This is a genomic window from Agrobacterium sp. K11, from assembly GCF_059429395.1.
On record NZ_JCAHRB010000001.1, the window covers coordinates 47562 to 69633 of the forward strand.

Annotated in this window: 20 protein-coding genes and 1 tRNA gene; 17 read left to right on the plus strand and 4 right to left on the minus strand. The window is 58.4% G+C overall.

What is annotated here, in order from left to right; genetic code table 11:
- Positions 1–44: 44 nt before the first annotated feature.
- The 8 genes from AC5SEO_RS00195 (at position 45) to glpK (ending at position 9218) form a co-directional block, all read left to right on the plus strand.
- Entirely contained in the window at positions 45–1568 is a 1524-nt protein-coding gene (locus AC5SEO_RS00195; protein WP_019564992.1) for a glycerol-3-phosphate dehydrogenase, read from the plus strand.
- A gap of 37 nt (positions 1569–1605) precedes the next feature.
- Positions 1606–2676, plus strand: a complete 1071-nt coding sequence (locus AC5SEO_RS00200; protein WP_174068933.1) for an ABC transporter ATP-binding protein — start codon at positions 1606–1608, stop codon at positions 2674–2676.
- Between the two features lie 13 nt (positions 2677–2689).
- Positions 2690–3760: an ABC transporter ATP-binding protein gene (locus tag AC5SEO_RS00205; RefSeq protein ID WP_111788917.1), complete on the plus strand. Its 1071-nt coding sequence runs from the start codon at positions 2690–2692 to the stop codon at positions 3758–3760.
- Between the two features lie 2 nt (positions 3761–3762).
- Positions 3763–4629 (plus strand): carbohydrate ABC transporter permease, encoded by an 867-nt coding sequence (locus tag AC5SEO_RS00210; RefSeq protein ID WP_003511582.1) that lies wholly within the window; start codon positions 3763–3765, stop codon positions 4627–4629.
- 3 nt (positions 4630–4632) lie between these two features.
- On the plus strand, positions 4633–5556 hold the full coding sequence (locus tag AC5SEO_RS00215; protein ID WP_003511581.1) for a carbohydrate ABC transporter permease: 924 nt from the start codon (positions 4633–4635) through the stop codon (positions 5554–5556).
- Between the two features lies 1 nt (position 5557).
- Complete coding sequence (locus tag AC5SEO_RS00220) at positions 5558–5851, plus strand: DUF2160 domain-containing protein (protein ID WP_038494418.1); 294 nt, start codon at positions 5558–5560, stop codon at positions 5849–5851.
- A 76-nt stretch (positions 5852–5927) separates the two neighbouring features.
- A complete protein-coding gene (locus AC5SEO_RS00225) occupies positions 5928–7649 on the plus strand; it encodes an ABC transporter substrate-binding protein (protein WP_003511579.1) in 1722 nt (573 codons plus the stop codon).
- Positions 7650–7718: 69 nt separating this feature from the next.
- Positions 7719–9218 carry a glycerol kinase GlpK gene (glpK, locus tag AC5SEO_RS00230; RefSeq protein ID WP_003511578.1) on the plus strand — a complete coding sequence of 500 codons (1500 nt, stop codon included), beginning with the start codon at positions 7719–7721 and terminating at the stop codon, positions 9216–9218.
- Positions 9219–9236: 18 nt separating this feature from the next.
- Here glpK and AC5SEO_RS00235 read toward each other — a convergent pair whose 3' ends face one another.
- Positions 9237–10097, minus strand: a complete 861-nt coding sequence (locus tag AC5SEO_RS00235; RefSeq protein WP_003511576.1) for a LysR substrate-binding domain-containing protein — start codon at positions 10095–10097, stop codon at positions 9237–9239.
- Positions 10098–10196: 99 nt separating this feature from the next.
- Between AC5SEO_RS00235 and AC5SEO_RS00240 the strand changes: the two genes are divergently transcribed.
- Positions 10197–11216: a bile acid:sodium symporter family protein gene (locus tag AC5SEO_RS00240; protein WP_111788915.1), complete on the plus strand. Its 1020-nt coding sequence runs from the start codon at positions 10197–10199 to the stop codon at positions 11214–11216.
- A 66-nt stretch (positions 11217–11282) separates the two neighbouring features.
- On the opposite strand, the gene hspL is transcribed toward AC5SEO_RS00240, so the two are convergent.
- Positions 11283–11765: a heat shock protein HspL gene (gene hspL, locus AC5SEO_RS00245; RefSeq protein WP_019564988.1), complete on the minus strand. Its 483-nt coding sequence runs from the start codon at positions 11763–11765 to the stop codon at positions 11283–11285.
- Positions 11766–12150: 385 nt separating this feature from the next.
- On the opposite strand from hspL, the gene AC5SEO_RS00250 reads away from it, so the two are divergent.
- Positions 12151–13092 carry an alpha/beta fold hydrolase gene (locus AC5SEO_RS00250; RefSeq protein ID WP_112154887.1) on the plus strand — a complete coding sequence of 314 codons (942 nt, stop codon included), beginning with the start codon at positions 12151–12153 and terminating at the stop codon, positions 13090–13092.
- 53 nt (positions 13093–13145) lie between these two features.
- Here AC5SEO_RS00250 and hisN read toward each other — a convergent pair whose 3' ends face one another.
- Both hisN and AC5SEO_RS00260 read right to left on the minus strand, forming a co-directional pair.
- Positions 13146–13922 carry a histidinol-phosphatase gene (gene hisN / locus AC5SEO_RS00255; protein ID WP_013761929.1) on the minus strand — a complete coding sequence of 259 codons (777 nt, stop codon included), beginning with the start codon at positions 13920–13922 and terminating at the stop codon, positions 13146–13148.
- Between the two features lie 320 nt (positions 13923–14242).
- Positions 14243–15127: an N-formylglutamate amidohydrolase gene (locus tag AC5SEO_RS00260; protein ID WP_003511568.1), complete on the minus strand. Its 885-nt coding sequence runs from the start codon at positions 15125–15127 to the stop codon at positions 14243–14245.
- A 181-nt stretch (positions 15128–15308) separates the two neighbouring features.
- Between AC5SEO_RS00260 and cpdR the strand changes: the two genes are divergently transcribed.
- From cpdR to AC5SEO_RS00295, 7 genes are all read left to right on the plus strand, one after another.
- Positions 15309–15671 (plus strand): cell cycle two-component system response regulator CpdR, encoded by a 363-nt coding sequence (gene cpdR, locus AC5SEO_RS00265; protein WP_003497910.1) that lies wholly within the window; start codon positions 15309–15311, stop codon positions 15669–15671.
- A gap of 81 nt (positions 15672–15752) precedes the next feature.
- Positions 15753–15827: transfer RNA gene (locus AC5SEO_RS00270), tRNA-Val, on the plus strand.
- Between the two features lie 554 nt (positions 15828–16381).
- Positions 16382–17395, plus strand: coding sequence for a substrate-binding domain-containing protein (locus tag AC5SEO_RS00275; RefSeq protein WP_003511565.1), 1014 nt, complete (start codon positions 16382–16384; stop codon positions 17393–17395).
- Between the two features lie 69 nt (positions 17396–17464).
- Complete coding sequence (locus AC5SEO_RS00280) at positions 17465–18985, plus strand: sugar ABC transporter ATP-binding protein (RefSeq protein ID WP_112154888.1); 1521 nt, start codon at positions 17465–17467, stop codon at positions 18983–18985.
- Between the two features lie 12 nt (positions 18986–18997).
- A complete protein-coding gene (locus AC5SEO_RS00285; RefSeq protein WP_112154889.1) occupies positions 18998–19999 on the plus strand; it encodes an ABC transporter permease in 1002 nt (333 codons plus the stop codon).
- Positions 20000–20028: 29 nt separating this feature from the next.
- The gene (locus AC5SEO_RS00290; protein ID WP_019564982.1) at positions 20029–21003 is read left to right on the plus strand and encodes a sugar-binding transcriptional regulator; all 975 of its coding nucleotides are present in this window, start codon (positions 20029–20031) and stop codon (positions 21001–21003) included.
- Complete coding sequence (locus tag AC5SEO_RS00295; protein WP_111803343.1) at positions 21000–21998, plus strand: aldo/keto reductase; 999 nt, start codon at positions 21000–21002, stop codon at positions 21996–21998. The genes AC5SEO_RS00290 and AC5SEO_RS00295 overlap by 4 nt, the downstream gene beginning before the upstream one ends.
- Positions 21999–22072 lie beyond the last annotated feature (74 nt).

The following is a 22072-nucleotide window of genomic DNA, read 5'->3' on the forward strand; positions in this document are numbered from 1 at the left end:
AATATATCGATGAGGAGAGCGTCGATGAAAGCGCGGGAGGGTCCATGTCTGACGAGGCAATCCACGATGTTTTCGTGATCGGCGGCGGCATCAACGGCTGCGGCATCGCGCGTGACGCTGTCGGCAGGGGTTATTCCGTTGCGCTTGCGGAAATGAACGATTTTGCTTCCGGCACCTCGTCGGCCGCCACAAAGCTCATTCATGGCGGTTTGCGTTATCTCGAACATTACGAATTTCGTCTGGTGCGAGAAGCGCTTATGGAGCGCGAGGTGTTGTGGGCCATGGCGCCGCACATCATCTGGCCTATGCGCTTTGTTCTGCCATTTCAGAAGGGCGGCGTGCGCCCGGCCTGGCTCGTGCGTCTCGGGCTTTTTCTTTATGACCATCTCGGCGGCCGCAAGCTTTTGCCCGCCACCCGCTCGCTCGATCTGCGCCGTGATCCCGCAGGGAAACCGCTGAAGCCGATTTTTGCCCGGGCTTTCGAATATTCTGACGGCTGGGTGGACGATGCCCGTCTTGTGGTGCTGAACGCCCGCGATGCCGCCGATCGCGGCGCCTTGATCCTCAACCGCACGCAGGTGGTTTCGGCACGCCGCGAAGGCGCCTTCTGGCGGGTCGAAACGAAAAATGGTGCCGGAGAAACCGCGACCTACCGGGCGCGCATGCTTGTAAATGCGGCCGGCCCCTGGGTAGACAAGGTTCTGGCTGCGACATTCGGTAAAAACAATGTCCACAATGTCCGCCTCGTGCAGGGCAGCCACATCATCGTGCGCAAGAAGTTTTCCGATCCGCGCGCCTATTTTTTCCAGAACCCGGACGGGCGCATCATCTTCGCCATCCCTTATGAGCAGGATTTTACCCTGATCGGCACGACGGATCGCGACTATACCGCCGACCCCCGGGCTGTTAAGATCAGCGACGAGGAGATCAGCTATCTTTGCAACGCGGCGAGCGAATATTTCGCTGAACCGGTGACGTCGGCCGATATCGTCTGGACCTATTCCGGCGTGCGGCCGCTGTTTGACGACGGCGCATCGAAAGCGCAGGAGGCAACCCGCGATTATGTGCTGAAAACCGAAGGAGCTGAAGGCGAAGCCCCGCTTCTCAATATCTTCGGTGGCAAGCTCACCACCTATCGACGGCTTGCCGAACATGCTCTTGAAAAAATCGGTGATGCGCTGGGTGAAAAGGGCTCGCCGTGGACGGCCGGTTCACATTTGCCGGGCGGAAATTTCGGTGCCGAGGCTTATGCGGGAGAGGTCACGGCCCTGCGGTCGCGTTATCCTTTCCTCGATGAGCGGCATGCGAAGCGGCTCATCCGCTGCTACGGAACGGACGCCGCGTCGATTATTGGCAATGCCGGGGACATGGCAGGGCTGGGACGGCATTTCGGCGGCACGCTTTATGAGGCCGAGGTGCGCTGGCTGATGGCCCGGGAATGGGCGCTGACGGCGGAGGATATTCTGTGGCGCCGCACCAAGCAGGGGCTTTTCTTTACCCAAGAAGAGGTGCGCGGGCTGGAGGATTATATCGATGACATTGCAGGTGGACGCTTGAAGGCAATCTGACGATCCGATCAAAAAGCGGAGGAGGCTTTGGATCACCATGCTTGAATTGCGAAACGTCTCGAAGATGGCCGGCAGTGAATATCATGTTCACCCGACCGATCTGACGTTGCAGCGCGGAAGCCTGAACGTCCTGCTTGGACCGACACTTTCGGGCAAGACGACACTCATGCGGCTGATGGCCGGGCTGGACAAGCCAAGTGGCGGTACGATTCTCTTCAATGGGGAGGACGTGACGGGCTGGCCGGTTCAGAAGCGCAACGTCGCCATGGTCTATCAGCAGTTCATCAATTATCCGGCGCTCAGCGTTTATGAGAACATCGCCTCGCCGATGCGCGTTGCCGGCAAGGACAAGGCAACGATCGACAGGGAGGTGAGGAAGGCCGCCGAGCTTCTGAGGCTGACGCCCTATCTAGATCGTACGCCTCTCAACCTTTCCGGTGGCCAGCAACAACGCACGGCACTTGCCCGCGCCATCGTCAAAAACGCCAATCTGGTGCTCCTCGACGAGCCGCTCGCAAATCTCGACTACAAGCTGCGTGAGGAGTTGCGTGAGGAATTGCCGCGTATCTTTGCGGAATCCGGTGCAATCTTTGTTTACGCCACGACGGAACCCTCCGAAGCTCTGCTGCTCGGTGGCAATACCGCGACGCTGAACGAGGGCAAGGTAACGCAATTCAGCCGCACGATCGAAGTTTACAGGCGTCCGGTGGATATCGTAACCGCGAAAATCTTCGCCGATCCGCCACTCAACACCATCGAGGTCATCAAGACGGGCGGCGCCTTCACGCGCGCCGACCATGCGGTTGTGCCGGTGCCGGCGCATCTTGCTGCCATGCCTGACGGTCCAGTGACCATTGCCTTCCAGCCACATCATCTTTTCCCACAGCAAAAGGGGCAGGCGGCGCAATCCATCCGGGCGCGGACACTGATCTCGGAGATCGCCGGATCGGAAAGCTTCGTACATGTGGAATTTTCAGGCCAGCGTTGGGTGATGCTGGCGCAGGGCATTCACGACATCGAGCCGGACACGGAGATCGAACTGTTTCTCGATACGCGGCACCTGATGGCTTTCGATACACACGGCCACGCCATCGGCGAAGCGGCTTAAGGGGAGATCGATCATGGCACGCATCACGCTCGATCATATTCGCCACGCTTACAACGCCAAGGCGCAGGCGGCAGGTGATTATGCCCTGAAGGAAGTTCATCACGAATGGGAGGATGGCGGTGCCTATGCGCTGCTTGGCCCTTCCGGCTGCGGCAAGACCACGTTGCTTAACATCATTTCCGGCTTGCTGCGCCCCTCGGAAGGTCGCATCGCCTTTGACGGAACGGATGTCACCGATCTTTCCACCGAAGATCGCAACATCGCCCAGGTATTCCAGTTTCCGGTCGTTTACGACACGATGACAGTCTATGACAATCTGGCTTTTCCGCTGCGCAACCGGCAAGTGCCGGAGGCCGAAATCGACCGCCGCGTGCGGGAAATCCTCGAGATGACCGATCTTTCCGGCATGGCAAAACGCCACGCGCGCGGACTTACGGCGGACCAGAAGCAGAAAATTTCGCTGGCGCGCGGGTTGGTGCGATCCGACGTCAATGCCATCCTCTTCGACGAGCCGCTGACGGTGATCGATCCGCATATGAAATGGGTGCTGCGCTCGCAGTTGAAGCGCCTCCACCGCCAGTCCGGTTTCACCATGGTCTACGTTACGCACGACCAGACCGAAGCGCTGACTTTCGCCGACAAGGTGGTGGTCATGTATGACGGTCAGATCGTCCAGATCGGCACACCCGCCGAGCTTTTCGAACGCCCGGGACATACGTTCGTCGGTTACTTCATCGGTTCGCCCGGCATGAATGTGATGCCTGCCAGCATCGATGGCGCAACGGCGGTTGTCGGCGGCCTTGGCGTTCCGCTTGCCGGCGTGCCGGTGGTGGATGGATCGAAGCGGATCGAAATCGGCATCCGCCCGGAATTCGTTCGGCTGGAGCGGGGTGGCATGCCCATCACCGTCGACAAGGTCGAGGATATCGGCCGGCAAAAGATCGTTCGCGCCCGGTTCGCCGGCCAAAAGCTTGCGATTGTCGTTCCGGAGGAGGAGGACATTCCGGCAGAAGCGGGTGTTCGCTTCGATCCGGCCGCTATCGGTGTCTTTGCCGATTCCTGGCGTGTGAAGATGGGGGCCTGACCATGGAAAAGACCTGGAACAACAAAGCGTGGTTCATGGTGCTGCCGGTTCTGGTGCTGGTCGCATTTTCCGCCGTCATCCCGCTGATGACGGTCGTGAACTATTCGGTGCAGGATACTTTCGGCAACAATCAATTCTTCTGGGCGGGAACCCAATGGTTTCAGGAAATTCTTGGCTCCGACCGTTTCTGGAACGCGCTCGGACGCAATCTGGTATTTTCCGGCATCATTTTGGCGATTGAAATTCCGCTCGGCATATTCATCGCGCTCAAGATGCCCAAATCCGGCATCGGCGTGCCGGTCTGCCTCGTCACCATGGCGCTGCCGCTTTTGGTGCCATGGAATGTGGTAGGCACGATCTGGCAGGTGTTCGGCCGCAGCGATATCGGGTTGCTGGGTTATTACGCCAATCAGCTTGGGCTTGATTACAACTACGTCAACGATCCCGTCGACGCATGGATCACCGTCGTCATCATGGATGTGTGGCACTGGACAAGCCTCGTCGTCCTCCTGTGCTACGCCAGCCTCGTCTCCATTCCGGATGCCTATTATCAGGCAGCAAGGATCGATGGCGCATCGCGCTTTGCGGTTTTCCGGTTCATTCAGTTGCCGAAGATGAAGCGGGTGCTGCTGATCGCATTCCTGCTGCGCTTCATGGACAGCTTCATGATCTACACCGAGCCTTTCGTCGTCACCGGCGGCGGCCCCGGAAATTCCACCACCTTCCTGTCCATCGATCTCGTCAAGGTAGCGCTCGGCCAGTTCGATCTGGGTCCCGCGGCCGCCATGTCGCTGATCTACTTCCTCATCATCCTGCTGTTGTCCTGGGTGTTCTACACCGTGATGACCAGCCACGACGCGGAGACTTGAGACATGAGCGCCTCTGATGTCACCACAAGCGTGGAACTCAACGGTATCGGCAATCCACCGGTAAGAGCCAGTTCGGCAAGAATATCAGGCCTTGCTGCGAATTCACGATCGCGCCGCCGCCATGGGCCATCGCGCTTTTCCTGGCTGGTACCGACGATCTACATCATCCTGCTGCTCGTGCCGATCTACTGGCTTATCAATATGAGCTTCAAGACGAACACAGAAATCGTCTCGTCGATGACGCTTTATCCGCACCAGCCGACGTTGCAGAATTATCGGACGATCTTCACGGATTCATCCTGGTATTCGGGTTACATCAACTCGATCATCTACGTCGTCATGAATATGGTGATCTCGGTCTCGGCGGCCCTCCCGGCGGCCTATGCCTTCTCGCGTTACCGCTTCCTGGGCGACAAGCACCTGTTCTTCTGGCTTTTGACCAACCGCATGGCGCCACCTGCCGTCTTCGCGCTGCCCTTCTTCCAGCTCTATTCCGCTTTCGGGCTGATCGACACGCATATTGCCGTGGCGCTGGCGCATTGCCTGTTCAACGTGCCGCTGGCGGTGTGGATTCTCGAAGGTTTCATGTCGGGTGTACCGAAGGAAATCGACGAGACCGCCTATATTGACGGCTATTCCTTCCCGAAATTCTTCGTGAAGATTTTCATGCCGCTCATTGCCTCCGGCATCGGTGTCGCCTGTTTCTTCAGCTTCATGTTCTCGTGGGTCGAGCTTCTGATCGCCCGCACGCTGACGACGACCGACGCCAAGCCGATCGCCGCGACCATGACGAGAACCGTTTCTGCCGCCGGCATGGACTGGGGCCTGCTTGCCGCCGCCGGCGTGCTGACACTCATACCCGGTGCGCTGGTGATCTGGTTTGTTCGCAATTACATCGCCAAGGGCTTTGCGCTGGGGAGGGTTTGACATGACGAAGATGCCCGATTTCACCTGGATGGCATGGACCTGGCAGACGGCCGCGTTTTTCGGTGCCATCGCCGTGTTGCTGGTTGGGATGTGGTTCTGGGAACATCTCTCGCCCGGCGGCAACCCCCGCTTCGGCCTGCTGCGCTTCGAGACAACGCGTGGCGACAGGTTGTTCATTTCGCTGCTCGGCAGCGCTTTCATTCATCTTGCATGGCTCGGGCTGATCGGCCCGAACCTGTGGTGGGCTCTCGCTCTGTCGGCGGTTTACGCAATTGGCGTTTTCCGTTTCGTCTAGAGCAGGAAGAACGGTGCGGCGGAGGAAAACCGCACCCGGCAGACTTCGTGCAATCGCAACCCTTGGGAGGACTGATATGCGACGGCATCTGATGACGACGACGGCAGCCATGCTGCTGGCAATGACAGGTTCCGCTTTCGCCGGAATGGAGGAGGCAAAGCAATTTCTGGACAAGGAAATCGGCGATATGTCGTCGCTTTCGCGTGCAGATCAGGAAAAGGAACTGCAATGGTTTATCGATGCCGCCAAACCTTTTGCTGGCATGGACATCAAGGTCGTTTCCGAATCCCTGACAACACATGAATATGAATCGAAGGTCCTGGCACCGGCGTTTACCGCTATTACCGGCATCAAGGTCACGCACGACATCATCCAGGAAGGTGACGTCGTCGAAAAGATTCAGACCCAGATGCAGACCGGCCAGAACCTCTATGACGGCTGGGTGAATGACAGCGACCTCATCGGCACGCATTGGCGTTACCAGCAGGTCCGCAACCTCACGGATTTCATGGCCAATGAGGGCAAGGACGTCACCAATCCCGGCCTAGATCTCAAGGATTTCATCGGCAGCGCCTTTACGACGGCACCGGACAAGAAGCTCTACCAGCTTCCCGACCAGCAATTCGCGAACCTGTACTGGTTCCGCTACGACTGGTTCAACGACGACAAGAACAAGGCCGATTTCAAGGCCAAATACGGCTACGACCTTGGTGTGCCCGTAAACTGGTCGGCCTATGAGGATATTGCCGAATTCTTCACCGGCCGTGATGTCGGCGGCAAGAAGGTCTTCGGCCATATGGACTATGGCAAGAAGGACCCGTCGCTTGGCTGGCGCTTCACCGATGCCTGGCTTTCCATGGCCGGCAACGGCGACAAGGGCCTGCCAAACGGCCTGCCTGTCGATGAATGGGGCATCAAGGTCAACGACAAGTCGCAGCCGGTCGGCTCGTGCGTGGCACGCGGCGGCGATACCAACGGTCCGGCGTCGGTCTATTCCATCGAAAAATATCTCGAATGGCTGAAGAAATTTGCGCCGCCAGAAGCGCAGGGCATGACCTTCTCCGAATCCGGTCCGGTGCCGGCGCAGGGTAACATTGCCCAGCAGATCTTCTGGTACACAGCCTTCACTGCCGATATGGCCAAGCCCGGCCTGCCTGTCGTGAACGAGGACGGTTCGCCGAAATGGCGCGTCGCACCTTCCCCGCATGGCGTCTACTGGAAGGACGGCATGAAGCTCGGTTATCAGGACGTGGGTTCGTGGACGCTGATGAAATCCACCCCTGACGATCGCGCCAAGGCCGCATGGCTTTACGCGCAGTTCGTAACTTCCAAGACCGTGGATGTGAAGAAGAGCCATGTTGGTCTAACCTTCATTCGCGATACCACCATCCATCACAAGAGCTTCACGGACCGGGCCGCCAAGCTTGGTGGTCTGATCGAGTTCTATCGCTCGCCCGCTCGCGTGCAATGGTCGCCAACCGGCACCAACGTGCCTGACTATCCGAAGCTGGCACAGCTCTGGTGGCAGGCAATTGGCGATGCATCTTCGGGTGCCAAAACCGCTCAAGCCGCAATGGACTCGCTCTGCGCCGAGCAGGAAAAAGTCATGGCCCGTATCGAGCGCGCCGGTGTGCAGGGCGATATCGGCCCAAAACTGGCGGAAGAACACGATATCGACTACTGGAACAAGGACGCCGTTTCGAAGGGCAATCTGGCACCGCAGCTGAAGATTGCCAACGAAAAGGAAAAGCCGGTCACCGTCAATTACGACGAGCTGGTCAAAAGCTGGCAGAAGTAATGTCTGCGTGAAATCTTAAACCGGGGCGGCTTTGCCGCCCCGTCATTGCGTTTGAAAGGGAGTGACATAATGGGCGGTTATATTCTGGCGATCGATCAGGGGACGACATCGACAAGGTCGATGGTCTTTGATCGCGACATGCGGGTCATCGGTGTCGGCCAGCGAGAATTTCCGCAGCATTTCCCGGCCTCCGGCTGGGTCGAACACGATGCCGAGGATATCTGGAAAAGCGTGCTTGAAACAATCCGGCTGGCGCTTGCCGATGCCGGTATCTCCGCTTCCGATATCGAGGCGATCGGTATCACCAATCAGCGCGAAACGACCGTGCTGTGGGACCGTAATACGGGTGAGGCCGTGCATCGGGCCGTTGTCTGGCAGGATCGCCGTGCTGCACCAATTTGCGAGGATTTGAAACGAAGGGGGCTGGAGCCGCTCTTTTCGAAAAAGACCGGTCTGCTGCTCGACCCCTACTTTTCCGGCACGAAGCTGAAATGGCTTCTCGACAGCGTCAGCGGCCTTCGCGAAAAAGCCGTGAAGGGCGAAATCTGCTTCGGCACGGTCGACAGTTTCCTGATCTATCGCCTCACCGGCGGTCGCCGCCATGTGACCGACGCCACCAATGCCTCGCGCACGCTGATCTACAATATCGAGGACAATGCCTGGGATGACGAATTGCTGTCCATCCTCGACATTCCCCGCGCCATGCTGCCGGAGGTGCTTGATTGCGCTGCCGATTTCGGCGTAACGGACAAGGCGCTTCTGGGTGCGGAAATTCCGATCCTCGGCGTCGCCGGTGATCAGCAGGCTGCCGTTATCGGTAACGCCTGCTTCGAACCCGGCATGATGAAATCGACCTATGGCACCGGCTGCTTTGCGCTTCTCAATACCGGCACCGACCGGGTCGCCTCGACAAACCGGTTGCTGACGACCATTGCCTACCGTCTCGATGGCGTGACGACCTATGCGCTCGAAGGCTCGATCTTCATTGCCGGCGCCGCCGTGCAATGGCTGCGTGACGAGCTCGGTTTCATATCGGTCGCGTCTGAAGTCAGCGCGCTTGCCGAAAAGGCTGATCCCAAGCAGCGGGTTTACCTCGTGCCGGCCTTCACCGGCCTTGGCGCGCCCTATTGGGATGCCGAAGCGCGGGGCGCGATTTTCGGCCTGACGCGTGGCACCGGCCCTGCGGAGTTTGCCCGTGCGGCTCTCGAAAGTGTCGCCTATCAGACTTTCGATCTTCTGGATGCCATGCGCAACGACTGGGCGGGCGACAATGGCAAGACGGTGCTCCGGGTCGATGGCGGCATGGTTGCCTCGGATTGGACCATGCAGCGGCTGGCGGACATTCTCGCTGCACCGGTCGACCGGCCGGTATTCCTGGAAACCACCATTCTCGGTGCGGCATGGCTCGCAGCATCGCGCGCCGGCATCTGGCCGGACCGGGAGGCCTTTGCCGCCCATTGGAAACGGGATCGCCGTTTTCTGCCAGATATGGATGAGACTGAGCGTAAGAGCGCCATCGCGGGGTGGCGTGATAGTGTTGGCCGCTGCCTCTCGAAACGGGAAGATTGACGCAAGCAAGCGTCTTTTTTACGCAAAACTGCCCGGTGCGATGCTCTTGCTGGATACCAGATCGGAAAGGGCGCGCACCAGTTTTGTGTCCGCGCCCTTACTTGGCTGAAGCACGAATTCCACGTCTTCGAGCGCCGGCAGCACATCAGCCGCAATCTCCCTGAGGCCGGCTGGCGCCATGCTGCGCGGTTGCACGAGGATCCCCATGCCCGCCCTTGCGGCAGCGGTCAGTCCGCTAAGGCTGCCACAGGTGCAGACGATCCGCCACGCGAGACCTGCCCGATCCAGCGCTTCCTGTGCCGCCTTTCGAGTAATGCTTGGCGGCGGAAAGGCGATCAACGGCAGGGCGTCCGGTTGGCTCAGCATTCGCTCCGGGTCACGCGCGAGCCATACCAGAGGTTCGCGGTACAGGAAGTGGCCGAGCTTATCACCGAGTCGACGTTTCGCGAGCACGACGTCCAACTCGCCATTATCCTGCATCTGGTAAAGCACGCCGCTCAGCGACACCGTCAGCTCCAGATCGACCAAGGGATACAGGCGGATGAATTCTTCCAGAATGGCGGTGAGCCGGCTGGCGACGAAATCCTCGGAAACGCCGAGCCTTAAGCGCCCGCGCAGGCGGTTTTCGCTGAATAGCGATGAAACCCTGCTGTCGATCTCCAGCATATTGCGGGCATAACCGAGCAGCGCCTCGCCTTCGCCCGTCAGCTTCACCTGATGGGTGCTGCGCGCAATCAACCGACGGCCAAGTGCCGCCTCAAGCCGCTGAATATGCTGGCTGACGGTGGATTGGCCGATGCCCAGCCGCTCGGCAGCCAGCGTGAAGCTGCCGGTTTGCTGAAGCATCACGAAGCTGGCAAGATGTTGAAGGTTCAGCATTTATCTCATATCGTGATAACTGTTAGTCTTTGCATCCGAATTCATGATGAGCGATAGTATGGGATATTTCAAGCAAAACCGATGTCGGAAAGACCTCCCATGACCCGCTTCCTGCCTGACCGTTTCACCATGATGCTGGTGGTCACCGTGATCCTGGCTTCCCTTTTGCCGATCAGCGGACAGCCAGCGGTGTATTTCGGGCTTGCCACGAAACTGGCAATCGCATTGCTGTTTTTTCTCCACGGCGCGCGGCTGTCGCGGGATGTGGTGATTGCGGGTATCTTGCACTGGCGCCTGCACATGGCGATCCTTCTCGTCACCTTCGGCCTTTTCCCATTGCTGGGCGTGGCGATCGGTTTCATTCCCGAGAGCATTCTGCCGGCACCGCTATATATGGGTGTGCTGTTTCTCTGCGTCCTGCCGTCGACGGTGCAATCGTCCATCGCCTTCACATCCATGGCAGGCGGAAACGTGCCTGCCGCGATCTGTTCAGCCTCCGCCTCGAATATTTTCGGTATGGTGCTGACGCCGCTGCTGGTCGGGCTGCTGTTCACGGTCGGTGGCCATGGTGGTGGATTTTCGCTGGATGCGTTCCTGCAAATCTTCCTGCAACTGCTCTTGCCCTTCATCGCCGGCCAGGTGCTGCAGCCGTGGATCGGTGACTGGATCAGGGCACGCAAGAAATTGCTGTCGCCGGTCGATCGCGGTTCCATCCTGATGGTGGTCTATCTTGCCTTCTCCGAAGCAGTTATCGAAGGCATATGGCAGACGTTTTCCGTGCGCGATATCGGCGTTGTCATCGGCATCAATATCGTTCTTCTGGCGCTTGTTCTCTGCGTGACGATGTTCGGCAGCCGGGCGCTCGGTTTCGACAAGGCGGATGAAATCACCATCACCTTCTGCGGGTCGAAGAAGAGCCTTGCCAGCGGCGTGCCCATGGCAGGAGCGATCTTCGCCGGCCAGAGCATCGGCGCAATCGTATTGCCAATCATGCTCTTCCATCAGATTCAGCTGATGGTGTGCGCAGTGCTGGCCCAGCGTTATGCCCGCAAGGCCCATGAAAAAGCAGCGATAACGGAAACTGTCGCTGCGGAAGGCGCGGCAGTATCCACCCGCTGAGGGATGAATTTTCGGCAAACAAAAACGGCCCCTTAACGGGGCCGTTCGTTTGACATCCGGATCGGCTTAGTTGACCTGGGCCGGCGTGATCTGTGCTTCGATCGTCTTCGGCGCATCTGCGCTGTCGGAGGAGATCGCGATACGGCGCGGTTTCATGGCTTCCGGAATATTGCGGACGAGATCGATGTGAAGCAGGCCATTCTTCAGGGAAGCGGTCTGGACTTCGACATGATCGGCCATCTGGAAGCGGCGTTCGAAAGCGCGCGTGGCAATGCCGCGATACAGGAACTCGCCTTCAGACGACTTCTCATCTGCAGCCTTCTCGGCTTTCACCGTCAGCGTATTGGCACGGGATTCTATGCTTAGTTCCGTTTCATCGAAACCGGCAACCGCCATGGTTATACGATAGGCGTTTTCACCCGTCCGCTCGATGTTATAGGGCGGATAGGACTGGGCCTGTTCGGGTTGACCGAGGCCGTCGAGCATCGAAAAAAGACGATCGAAACCGACGGTGGAGCGATAGAGGGGGGAAAAATCGACGTGACGCATGGTGTCCTCCTTATGAAGCGACTGTTTGCGGTTGATCCGGCGTCCCGTTCTGGCGACGGCCGGACATATGGCGCGGCCCCGTTCTGGCTGCCGCATGAATGAGATGGGAATGGCTTGGCGCTCCGTCAAGGGGGCGCTTTAAAGCGGAAAGGGCGACAACAAGATGAACCATCGCTGAACATCCGGTTCCAGCATCGTTCAGTTTGAGAGCCATAAATATCCGTCATCGGAGACATGCTCCGTGGCAGAAGCAATAACGTCCCTTCTTCTTCTGCCCTATTCGCCGGAACCGCGACTGCTTTAACCGACGGTTCCGGCAATTTTTTCTTTGACCTTCCGCCGCCGCCGACCTATCCCGAAAAGGCAGAGAAGCCGGAAAAGACCGATGATCGAAGCCACATTGCGCGAGAGCGAAGACAACCCGGTTCCCGGCAACCATACCGCCGGTTATTTCACCGGCCACGGCGGCAAACAGCTTCGATACGCGATCTTCCGCGCCAGCCGACACATTGCGCGCGGAACTGTGGTTCTGCTGCATGGTCGCAACGAATGTATCGAGAAATATTTCGAGACCGTCAGCGATCTGACGGCCATGGGATTCTGGGTCGCGACCTTCGATACGCGTGGGCAGGGCGGTTCCGAACGGCTGCTGAAGAAGCCAGGCGCCGGGCATGTACGACGTTTTTCCGACTACAAGCGCGATATAAGTTTGTTTCTCGAACAGGTGGTGCTGCCGGATACCCGGCTGCCATTCTTCATGATCGCGCATTCAACCGGCGCACTTGCAGCACTGGCCGCAGCACCCGGCCTGTCGAACAGGATCGACCGTCTGGCGCTTTGTTCGCCCTTTATCGAGCTGGACAGCCAGCAATCCGTTCCTTCGTCCGTCATCCGGCTGGTCGCGACCGCTTTAAGCCTGTTGGGTCTTGGAAAGCTTCAGCTCGGCAGGGATCAGCGCGAACGGGATTTCGATGGCAACCCGCTGACCTCTGACGCCAGACGTTTTGCCAGAAATCTTGCGCTGCATCGGCAATTTCCGGAACTCTTCATCGGCGCACCGACAGCGCGATGGGTTTATGAAGCGCTGAAAACAATGGGTCGGGTGACCCGTCAGGACCATCTGACGGACATAACCATTCCCACCCTCATTCTTGCGCCGATGCTGGATACGATCACGCCCTATAAGGCGCAGGAGGAACTCTCGCGCAACTTCCGCGCGGCGCAGCTTCTTCCCATAACCGGCGCGCGCCATGAATTGCTGCATGAGCGCGACGTTTTCCGCAAACAGGCGCTGGCGGCCATCGACGCCTTTTTCGCGCCGGAATGACGCGGCGATGACGGGGATGGCGCGGTTTGCGCCATCCCCGTCAGTCGTATCATCTACAGTTTTGAAAGAATGGCGAGCGCCTGTTCGTGCACGGCTTTGGAACCGGCTGCCAGAATGCGGCCGCCATTTTCCGGACGCCCCCCATCCCAGGTGGTGATGATGCCACCTGCCTGTTCGATCACCGGAATGAGCGCGCCGACATCATAGGGCTTTAGGCCCGATTCGATCACCAGATCGACATGGCCGGCGGCAAGCAGGCAATAGGCGTAACAATCCACGCCGTAACGGAAAAGGCGAACCTGATCCTGCACCTTGTCGTAAAGGGGCTTTTCTTCCGTCGTGAAGATATGGGGTGTCGTGGTGAACAGCACAGCATCCGACAGCGAAGCGCATTCGCGCGTGCGGATCTTGCGTTCACCATCCGGCCCGAAATACCATGCGGCCTCGCCGTCGGCGAAATAACGCTCTTTCGTGAAGGGCTGGTCCATGATGCCCATCGAAGCGCGGCCGGCCGACTGGAAGCCGATCAGCGTGCCCCAGACCGGCACGCCGGAAATGAAGGCGCGTGTGCCGTCAATCGGATCGATAACCCAGATATGTTCGCGATCGAGACCGACATTGCCGTGTTCTTCACCAAGAATGCCGTGTTGCGGGAAACGTGCCTCGATGAGGGCGCGAATGGCGCTTTCTGCTGCCTGATCGCCTTCCGTCACCGGGTCATAGCCGCCGTCCTCCTTGTTGGTGACGGCAATGCCTGTGCGGAAGCGGGGAAGCGTTTCAGCGCTGGCGGCTTCGGCAAGTTTGAAGAAGAAATCCCGGTCGGGCAGCATGCGAAACCTCATTGCCTGAATTATTGGGCCTGAACTGTATGGCGAAATGCATAGACCGGAATTGCACCCGCCGTCCACACGTACGGATGCAAGCAAGGCCGATTCCAAATTTTCAGCATAAGCCTAAAAAAAGTGCATAAAATAAAATGATTGACAATTGTGCATATAGTGCGTAGCGTGACCCTGCAGTCTTTGACTGTAAATACCCTCCTTGGGTGTTTCCTCCCTAGACTTGACCGCGCCAAGGCGCGGTTTTTTTTGCCCGGCGCGTGGCCAGGCGGTCTGGAAGGGGGATCTGAAATATCCTGGAATTTGATGTGTTATTCGGCGGCGAGCGAGGTTTCGATCGCGTATTCCGAAACGAAAGCGCCGAGCTGGCGCATGAAGATTTCAAGCGATGCCTGAATGGCTGGAAAATCTGCTTTCTTCGAAAGCGTTTTTTCATCGACGTACAGCGCCCGATTGACCTCGATCTGGAGCGCGTGAAGAGAGCGGATCGGTCGCCCGTAATGTTCCGTGATGAAGCCGCCGGCATAGGGCTTGTTGCAGACCGCAACGAAACCCAGTTCTTCAAGAAAATGCAGAGCGGCGCGGGAGACCTCCTGGGAAGCACTGGTGCCGTAGCGATCGCCTATAATGACATCCGGCCGCAGGTTCGAGCCGGCAACGCGGATATTGCCCGGCATCGAATGGCAATCGATCAGTACCGCCATGCCGAAATTGGCGTGGGTGCGTGACAGCAGCCGGCGCAGGCAGGCGTGGTAGGGTTTGTAAATCGTCTCGATGCGTGACAGCGCCTCGTCCACCGGCAGGCGGTGGGCATAGATGTCCATATTCTCGGCGACGATACGGGGTACCGTTCCCAGGCCGCCGGCAACCCGCATGGAGCCGATATTGGCATAGGGAGGTAGAGTGCCTTCGAACATGCGCGGATCAAGCTCGTAGGGCTCGCGATTGACGTCGAGATACGCGCGGGGAAAATTGGCTTTCAGCAGCGGCGCACCGATGTCGGGCGCAGCGGCGAACAGCTCGTCAACGAAATGATCTTCCGAGCGCCGGATCTCGTGCGAATCAAGCCGTGCCGATTCCAGAAAGGAGATGGGGTAACAGCGACCGCTATGGGGTGAATTATAGACGAATGGCAGGGTTTGAACGGCAGGTTCCGTTACTTCGAACAGCTCGTATTCACCCGTTATCCAGTCCATTCAGTGCCATTTACCATGTCGTAAACTATCAGGATGTTCATGTTGCCAGTTACGGTGCGGCAAGTCCATACTATCGACCATGCAGCGCTATACCGATTCTTGTGTTCACATGATATTTACCGTGAAAATCCTATAATCGGGCTAGGGTATCTCAAACATTGAGCAGTTACGGTCACTTATGATGAATCAGAAAATTCTTCTCGCTGAAGATGATAACGATATGCGCCGCTTTCTCGTCAAGGCGCTGGAAAAAGCCGGTTACAAGGTTTCTTCCTTCGACAATGGCGCAAGCGCTTACGACCGGCTTCGCGAAGAGCCTTTCTCGCTGTTGCTGACAGATATCGTCATGCCCGAAATGGATGGCATCGAGTTGGCCCGGCGCGCGACTGAACTCGACCCCGACCTGAAAGTCATGTTCATCACCGGCTTTGCGGCCGTCGCGCTGAACGCCGATTCGAAGGCTCCAAAGGATGCCAAGGTGCTTTCCAAGCCGTTCCATCTTCGCGATCTGGTGGATGAGGTCAACAAACTCCTTGTGGCGTAAGGGGTCTCAAAAAACCTTCACAAAACCGAAAAAAAGCAGTTGACGCATGAACCGGTTTTGTGGTCTATCCGCCGCCACGGAGGGCGTGTAGCTCAGCGGGAGAGCACTACGTTGACATCGTAGGGGTCACAGGTTCAATCCCTGTCACGCCCACCATCCGAATTCTTAAATATCATGGCCTTGCGAGAAATCGCAGGGCCTTTTTGCATAGTGGCCTCAGTGTCAATCGAACCTGTCCCCTATGGAGTATGCGTCAACGGTCCCATCACAGGAACACGCTGCGACACCGTCATAAATACCACTCCAACTAGGGCAAAGAGGATCGGCAGGAGGACTTAGCGGCCTTCCATGCGGCATGGACATGGAGGAGGGCGTGATGAACCGAAGCGTTTGCGTGCTGCCCGCCATTTGGCGTCCTGAGTGCATCGCGCCTTGCCATCCCTTGGTCTTAAGACATCCGACTGCCGCCAGCTGATTGGTATAGGCAAGCAGATTGACTGCCTATTCGATCCGCGGAGTTCGCTCGAGCGACGGGCTATCCTGTAGGCAGCGTCCAAACTATCCATGCGCTCCGCAATAAATTTCACTCAAAAAAATAAAATTCAAACCGGATTGACGCTTGCCCGGTTTCCCGATATCTCAAACGTCATGCAATAAATTACACGACTTAAAATTTATTGCGGGTTGGTCATTGTCCTTGGGAGGGGAATATGTTGGCTTTTCTGAAATCGACCGTTGCCGCGGGTGTCTTAGCCGTGGCGATTTCCGCAGGCGCCGGCTCTCAGGCCGCTGCTGCGGGCAAATTCGCCTGTGAACCGGGCGAGACCTATGTGATGAACGTCATGGTTTCGAGCCACCCCTACTGGGTGCCGGTCTTTGAAGGTTTCAAGCAGGCCGCGAAGGCCTTGGGCTGCGAGGCCGTTTTCACCGGCACGCCCGAATACGACATCACCAAGCAGATCGCGTCCTTCGAGCAGGAACTGGTGAAGAAGCCGAAGGGTATATTGCTGCATCCGATGCAGGCCGATCCCTTTATCGAACCGATCAACAAAGCGATCGACTCCGGTGTCTCGGTGACGACTTTTGCGGCGGATTCGCCGAAGTCGAAACGCACCGCCTATATCACCTCGGACAATGTTGCCGAGGCGAAATTTGCGGCTGACGAGATCGTCAAGAAGCTGGGCAAGAAGGGCGAATATGCCGTTCTCGAAAATCCGGGCCAAAGCAACCATGATCTGCGCGTCACCGCACTGATCGATTACATGGGGCGCACCTATCCAGAAATGAAGCTCGTCGGCCGCCAGGCGACCAACCAGGATGCAAACGTCGCCTATCAGGCGGTGGGTGCCCTGTTGCAGGCCAACCCCAATCTCGGCGCATTGTGGATTCCTGAAGCCGGCTCGGCTGAAGGCGCAACGACCGCTGTTCTCGAGGCCAAGAAGAAGGTCCTGATCCTGCATGCGGATATTACCCCGGCGACGCTGGAGCACATCAAGCAGGGCAACATCTACATGTCCATCAATCCCAATCAGGGCGTTCAGGGCTTCATGGGTTTCATGAACACCTTTCTGGGTGCCCATTCGGATCTGATCGACCCCTTCAACGACTACAAGGTATCGGGCTTCAACCCGATGCAGGTTCCTTCGATGGACAATGGTTTCGCCGTGATTACCAAGGCGAACGCCGCTTCCTTTGATCTCAATGACTATATGAAGGGGCGCTGACGCGCCGCCCTGAAACCGGCGAGGTTTACGCCTCGCCGGCAAAGGGGAGCCACGTTCGGGAGGGGCGTTATGGGCGAGGTCATCCTCAACATGACGAATATTCACAAGGCGTTCGGGCCCGTGCGGGCGTTACGCAGTGCTGCCTTTGAGCTGCGGCGGGGAGAAATCCATGCGCTCGCGGGTGAAAACGGCGCCGGTAAATCGACGCTGATGCATATTATCGATGGCATTTTGCAGCCCGATGGCGGCGAAATCCTGCTGGACGGCAAACCGGTCAAAATATCCTCGCCCAATGCGGCGAACCGGCTCGGTATCGGTTTCGTGCATCAGGAGATTGCGCTTTGCCCGGAAATTTCGGTTGCCGAAAACATGTTCATGTCGGAGACCGGCCAAAGCAAATCCTGGTTCATGAATTATCGCGATCTTGGCAAGCGGGCGGCAACCATCCTCAAGGAAATCGGCGATATCGATCCCGCCAGCCGCGCCGGTGATCTGTCGATTTCGCAACAGCAGATCGTCGAGATTGCCAAGGCGCTGACGCTGGACTGCCGTATCCTGATCCTTGATGAGCCGACGGCGGCTTTGACCGAAACCGAGGCCCAGACCCTTTTCCGGATCATGCACCGGCTGGCGGAACGCGGAATTGCGATCATCTATATCTCGCACCGGATGGCGGAGATTTTTGAGCATTGCGACCGCATCACGGTGATGCGCGACGGTTGCCACATCAGGACGGAGAATATCTCCGAGATTTCTCCGGAGGAAGTCGTCAACAGCATGGTGGGACGGGTGCTCGACAAGCTCTACCCACCGAAACTTGCAGAAGAAGAGAAATCGAGTGACGTCATTCTCTCTGTTCGGGGACTGAACGAGGGAAAGCGCGTTTTCGATGTCGATTTCGATCTGCGCCGGGGCGAAATCCTCGGGCTCGCCGGCCTGATCGGCGCAGGTCGAAGCGAAATTGTCCGTGCGGTCTGCCGGCTGGAGGGAAAACCAAAAGGCGAGGTTACGTTGCGCGGCCGGCCGTTGAGGCTCAAGGACTATCGCGACAGCATTCGGGAGGGGCTGGTCTATCTGTCAGAAGACCGCAAGGGCGACGGGCTGTTTCTCAACATGTCCATTGCCGCGAATGTCTCGGCGCTCGATGTCGGCAGGATATCAAACGGCATGGGCTTTATCGAACGGCGCAAGGAAATTAAGCGCGCCGACGAGTTGGGACGCCGGCTGAAATTGCGGGCAAACAGCGTCGGTGACGCTGTCTCCACCTTGAGCGGCGGCAACCAGCAGAAGGTGGCACTGGCAAAGATGCTGTCGGTGGAGCCACAGGTCGTCTTTCTCGACGAGCCGACACGCGGGGTGGATGTGGGCGCAAAGGCCGAAATCCACCGCCAGATCCGGGAATTGGCACGCGAGGGTGTGGGCGTGATCGTCATATCCTCTGAATTGCCGGAACTCATCGGTGTCAGCGACCGCGTACTGGTCGTGCGCGAGGGGCGCATTGCCGGCGAGGTTGAGGGTGAGGACATGACGGAAGAAAAGATCATGCAGCTTGCATCGATCAATATTGCAGAGAGCCCGACAGGGGCCTGAGGGAGCGGGAAAATGGCAACATCGGAAACACCTTCGGGCATTGCAGAAGTGGCGGTTCGCCGCACAGGCTGGTGGGAACCGGCGCTCAAGGCACGGGAGACCGGACTTATCGTCATCATCCTCGCCCTTTTCGCGGTGATGTCTTTCATATCCCCGTATTTCCTGACGGTCGACAATCTGCGGGCCATGGCGATGGTTTTCGCCATCGAAAGCATCGTCGTGGTCGGCATGACGATCCTGTTAATCTCGGGCGGCATTGATCTATCCGTCGGTTCCGTCACGGCGCTTGCGATGGTTGCGGCTGGCTGGCTATTCCTCAACGGTGTCGATCCCTGGATCGCGGCCGGGCTGGCAATCTGCCTCACCACGTTGGTCGGCATGGCCATGGGATTTCTGACAACGGTCATCGGCCTGCATCACTTCATCGTATCGCTCGGCGTCATGGTGATTGCGCGCGGCGTCTGCCTGCTCGCAACGGGGGGCCGGCCGCTCGGTCTCTACTCGCTGCCTCCGGAATTCAAATTCATCGGCCAGGGCGCGCTTGGCGGCATTCCGCTGGTGCTGATCATATTCGCGGTGGTGGTCGTCTGCTTCGATCTCTTGCTGCGGCGCACGACGGCATTCCGTAAGGTGTTCTATACCGGCAGCAATCCGAAAGCGGCGGCTTATTCCGGCATCCGCGTCGGCCGGGTGGTGTTTGCCACCACCACGCTTTGTTCGATGCTGTGCGGTTTCGCAGGCGTGATCTACATGGCCCGCTTCGGGTCAGCACAGCCGAGCTTCGGAGTCGGCATGGAACTTAACGTGATTGCAGCCGCGGTCATCGGCGGCGCCAGCCTTTCGGGCGGCTCTGGCACCATTCTCGGCGCAATCCTCGGGGCGATCCTTCTGTCGGTCGTTTCCAGTTCACTTGCCTTGCTCAATGTGTCTGTCTACTGGCAGGACATCATCAGGGGAAGCATATTGCTGACCGCGGTCCTGTTCGACCACTATCTTGTCAAGCGTCGCCGCTGAGCGCCTGTGGTAATTGGAGATATACGATCATGCTGGATACCAAGGACGATTTCGATCAACAGAGGCAGATGTACTCCGTCCTGGTGCTGCATTTCATCGAGGGCGTGAAGCAGTCGGAAATTGCCGAGCGGCTCAATCTTTCCCACACCAAGGTGAACCGTATGATAGCGGCGGGCCGCAAGGCAGGCATGGTAAAGATCACTATCGCCAGTCCCTATCAGAGGCTGGTGGACCTCGAAAACGAGATCACACGCCGCTTCGGCCTCAGACAGTCGGTGGTGACACCAACGGTGTCCGACAATCCGGAAACCGCGCTGCAGATGGTCGGACGCGTGGCCGCCAACCACTTGCTGGAGACTATCCGCGACGGCGACGTGATTGCGATTACCGGCGGCAAGGCGGTGAGTGCCGTCGTCGATAATCTGGAGGCCGAGCGCCGTTTCGATGTGCGGGTAGTGCCGCTGACCGGCGGTGTCCAGGGCAAGCACTATACGGATGTCAATCATCTGGCCACGCAACTGGCGGAAAAGCTCGGCGGCAGCGCGTCGCTCATTCATGCGCCGCTATTTGCCGAGGATGAGGAACAGCGTGATCTCCTGATGAATGTCGCTTCGATCCGCGAAGTGTTCGACTTAGCGCGACAGGCGCAGGTGGCGCTGGTTGGCATCGGTTCCGTGGAGGCGCCCGGTTCCGGTTATTACGATCTGCTGCCGGATGTGGCCCGTGGCGGGCAGGCGCTGGTGGATGCGGGCATTGCCGGGGAATTCCTTGCCCATCTCACCATGGCGGATGGGCAACTGGCGCGGATCGATCTCAACTCGCGCGTGGTGGCGCTGGACCCCGGGCAGCTTGCCCGGTGCCCGAACATCATCGGCGTGGCGGCCGGGGCCATCAAGGCCGGACCGGTGGCAGCCACGCTTGCCGGCCGCTATCTGACCTCGCTCGTCGTGGACGAGGCGATCGCCGGCTATTTACTGGATCAGGAAGAGGGGGAAACTTCGTGACGGACAATTCAATATTGACCCGGACGATTGGCCGCAGCGGTATCAGCGCATCAGCCGTGGGGCTGGGCACCTGGGCCATCGGCGGCTGGATGTGGGGCGGCACCGATGAGCGGCAATCCATCGCCGCTATCCAGGCCTCCATCGATGCGGGCATTTCCCTGATAGATACCGCGCCGGCCTATGGCATGGGGCTTGCGGAAACCATCGTCGGCAAGGCGATTGCCGGCCGGCGCGACAAGGTGGTGTTGGTCACCAAATGCGGGCTGGTCTGGCATGTGAACGAGGGCGCCTATTTCTTCCACCAGGATGGCAAGCCCGTTCACCGTTATCTCGGCGCCGCTTCGATCCGGCATGAGGTCGAAGAGAGCCTGAAGCGGCTCGGAACCGACTATATCGACCACTATGTCACCCACTGGCAGGATGCGACGACGCCGATTGCCGAGACGGTGGAAACGCTTGTGCGCCTGAAGGACGAAGGCAAGATCCGTTCGATCGGCGCGAGCAACGTCTCGCCGGAGGATTTGGTAGCCTATATCGCCACCGGCGCGCTGGATGCCATCCAGGAAGAATATTCAATGGTGCGGCGGGACATCGAGACGACACTTCTGCCGCTTTGCCGCACGAGTGCTGTTTCGGTCCTGAGCTACTCGTCGCTGGCGCTCGGTCTTCTGTCCGGCAAGGTCGGACCCGAACGGGTTTTTGCAGGGGATGATCAGCGCAAGGGCAATCCGCGTTTCAGCCAGGCAAACCGCGAGAAGATCGCGCGGCTGACGCGGCGTCTGGAGCCGGTCGCCAAAGCGCATGGGGCGTCGATTGCGCAGGTCGTGATTGCCTGGACGATTGCCCAGCCCGGCATAACATTCTCGCTGTGCGGCGCGCGCGATCCGGCTCAGGCGGTTGAAAACGCTGCTGCGGCCCGCCTGCGCCTTGCGGAAAATGAACTGGCTCTCATCAGCGCCGGCGTTGCCGAGCATCTCGTGGGGCTCGATGCGTAAATCATGTAGCTGAGACGGTGCTTCAGGCGAATATCGCATAATTTTCGCCACCCCTCTCTCTCGTCGCTTTAAAC

Excerpts from the sequence above, each read along its gene's own strand:
- AC5SEO_RS00195 (WP_019564992.1), top strand. The coding sequence starts at position 45 with ATGTCTGACGAGGCAATCCACGATGTTTTCGTGATCGGCGGCGGCATC.
- AC5SEO_RS00200 (WP_174068933.1), top strand. The coding sequence starts at position 1,606 with ATGCTTGAATTGCGAAACGTCTCGAAGATGGCCGGCAGTGAATATCAT.
- AC5SEO_RS00205 (WP_111788917.1), top strand. The coding sequence starts at position 2,690 with ATGGCACGCATCACGCTCGATCATATTCGCCACGCTTACAACGCCAAG.
- AC5SEO_RS00210 (WP_003511582.1), top strand. The coding sequence starts at position 3,763 with ATGGAAAAGACCTGGAACAACAAAGCGTGGTTCATGGTGCTGCCGGTT.
- AC5SEO_RS00215 (WP_003511581.1), top strand. The coding sequence starts at position 4,633 with ATGAGCGCCTCTGATGTCACCACAAGCGTGGAACTCAACGGTATCGGC.
- AC5SEO_RS00220 (WP_038494418.1), top strand. The coding sequence starts at position 5,558 with ATGACGAAGATGCCCGATTTCACCTGGATGGCATGGACCTGGCAGACG.
- AC5SEO_RS00225 (WP_003511579.1), top strand. The coding sequence starts at position 5,928 with ATGCGACGGCATCTGATGACGACGACGGCAGCCATGCTGCTGGCAATG.
- glpK (WP_003511578.1), top strand. The coding sequence starts at position 7,719 with ATGGGCGGTTATATTCTGGCGATCGATCAGGGGACGACATCGACAAGG.
- AC5SEO_RS00235 (WP_003511576.1), bottom strand. The coding sequence starts at position 10,097 with ATGCTGAACCTTCAACATCTTGCCAGCTTCGTGATGCTTCAGCAAACC.
- AC5SEO_RS00240 (WP_111788915.1), top strand. The coding sequence starts at position 10,197 with ATGACCCGCTTCCTGCCTGACCGTTTCACCATGATGCTGGTGGTCACC.
- hspL (WP_019564988.1), bottom strand. The coding sequence starts at position 11,765 with ATGCGTCACGTCGATTTTTCCCCCCTCTATCGCTCCACCGTCGGTTTC.
- AC5SEO_RS00250 (WP_112154887.1), top strand. The coding sequence starts at position 12,151 with ATGATCGAAGCCACATTGCGCGAGAGCGAAGACAACCCGGTTCCCGGC.
- hisN (WP_013761929.1), bottom strand. The coding sequence starts at position 13,922 with ATGCTGCCCGACCGGGATTTCTTCTTCAAACTTGCCGAAGCCGCCAGC.
- AC5SEO_RS00260 (WP_003511568.1), bottom strand. The coding sequence starts at position 15,127 with ATGGACTGGATAACGGGTGAATACGAGCTGTTCGAAGTAACGGAACCT.
- cpdR (WP_003497910.1), top strand. The coding sequence starts at position 15,309 with ATGAATCAGAAAATTCTTCTCGCTGAAGATGATAACGATATGCGCCGC.
- AC5SEO_RS00275 (WP_003511565.1), top strand. The coding sequence starts at position 16,382 with ATGTTGGCTTTTCTGAAATCGACCGTTGCCGCGGGTGTCTTAGCCGTG.
- AC5SEO_RS00280 (WP_112154888.1), top strand. The coding sequence starts at position 17,465 with ATGGGCGAGGTCATCCTCAACATGACGAATATTCACAAGGCGTTCGGG.
- AC5SEO_RS00285 (WP_112154889.1), top strand. The coding sequence starts at position 18,998 with ATGGCAACATCGGAAACACCTTCGGGCATTGCAGAAGTGGCGGTTCGC.
- AC5SEO_RS00290 (WP_019564982.1), top strand. The coding sequence starts at position 20,029 with ATGCTGGATACCAAGGACGATTTCGATCAACAGAGGCAGATGTACTCC.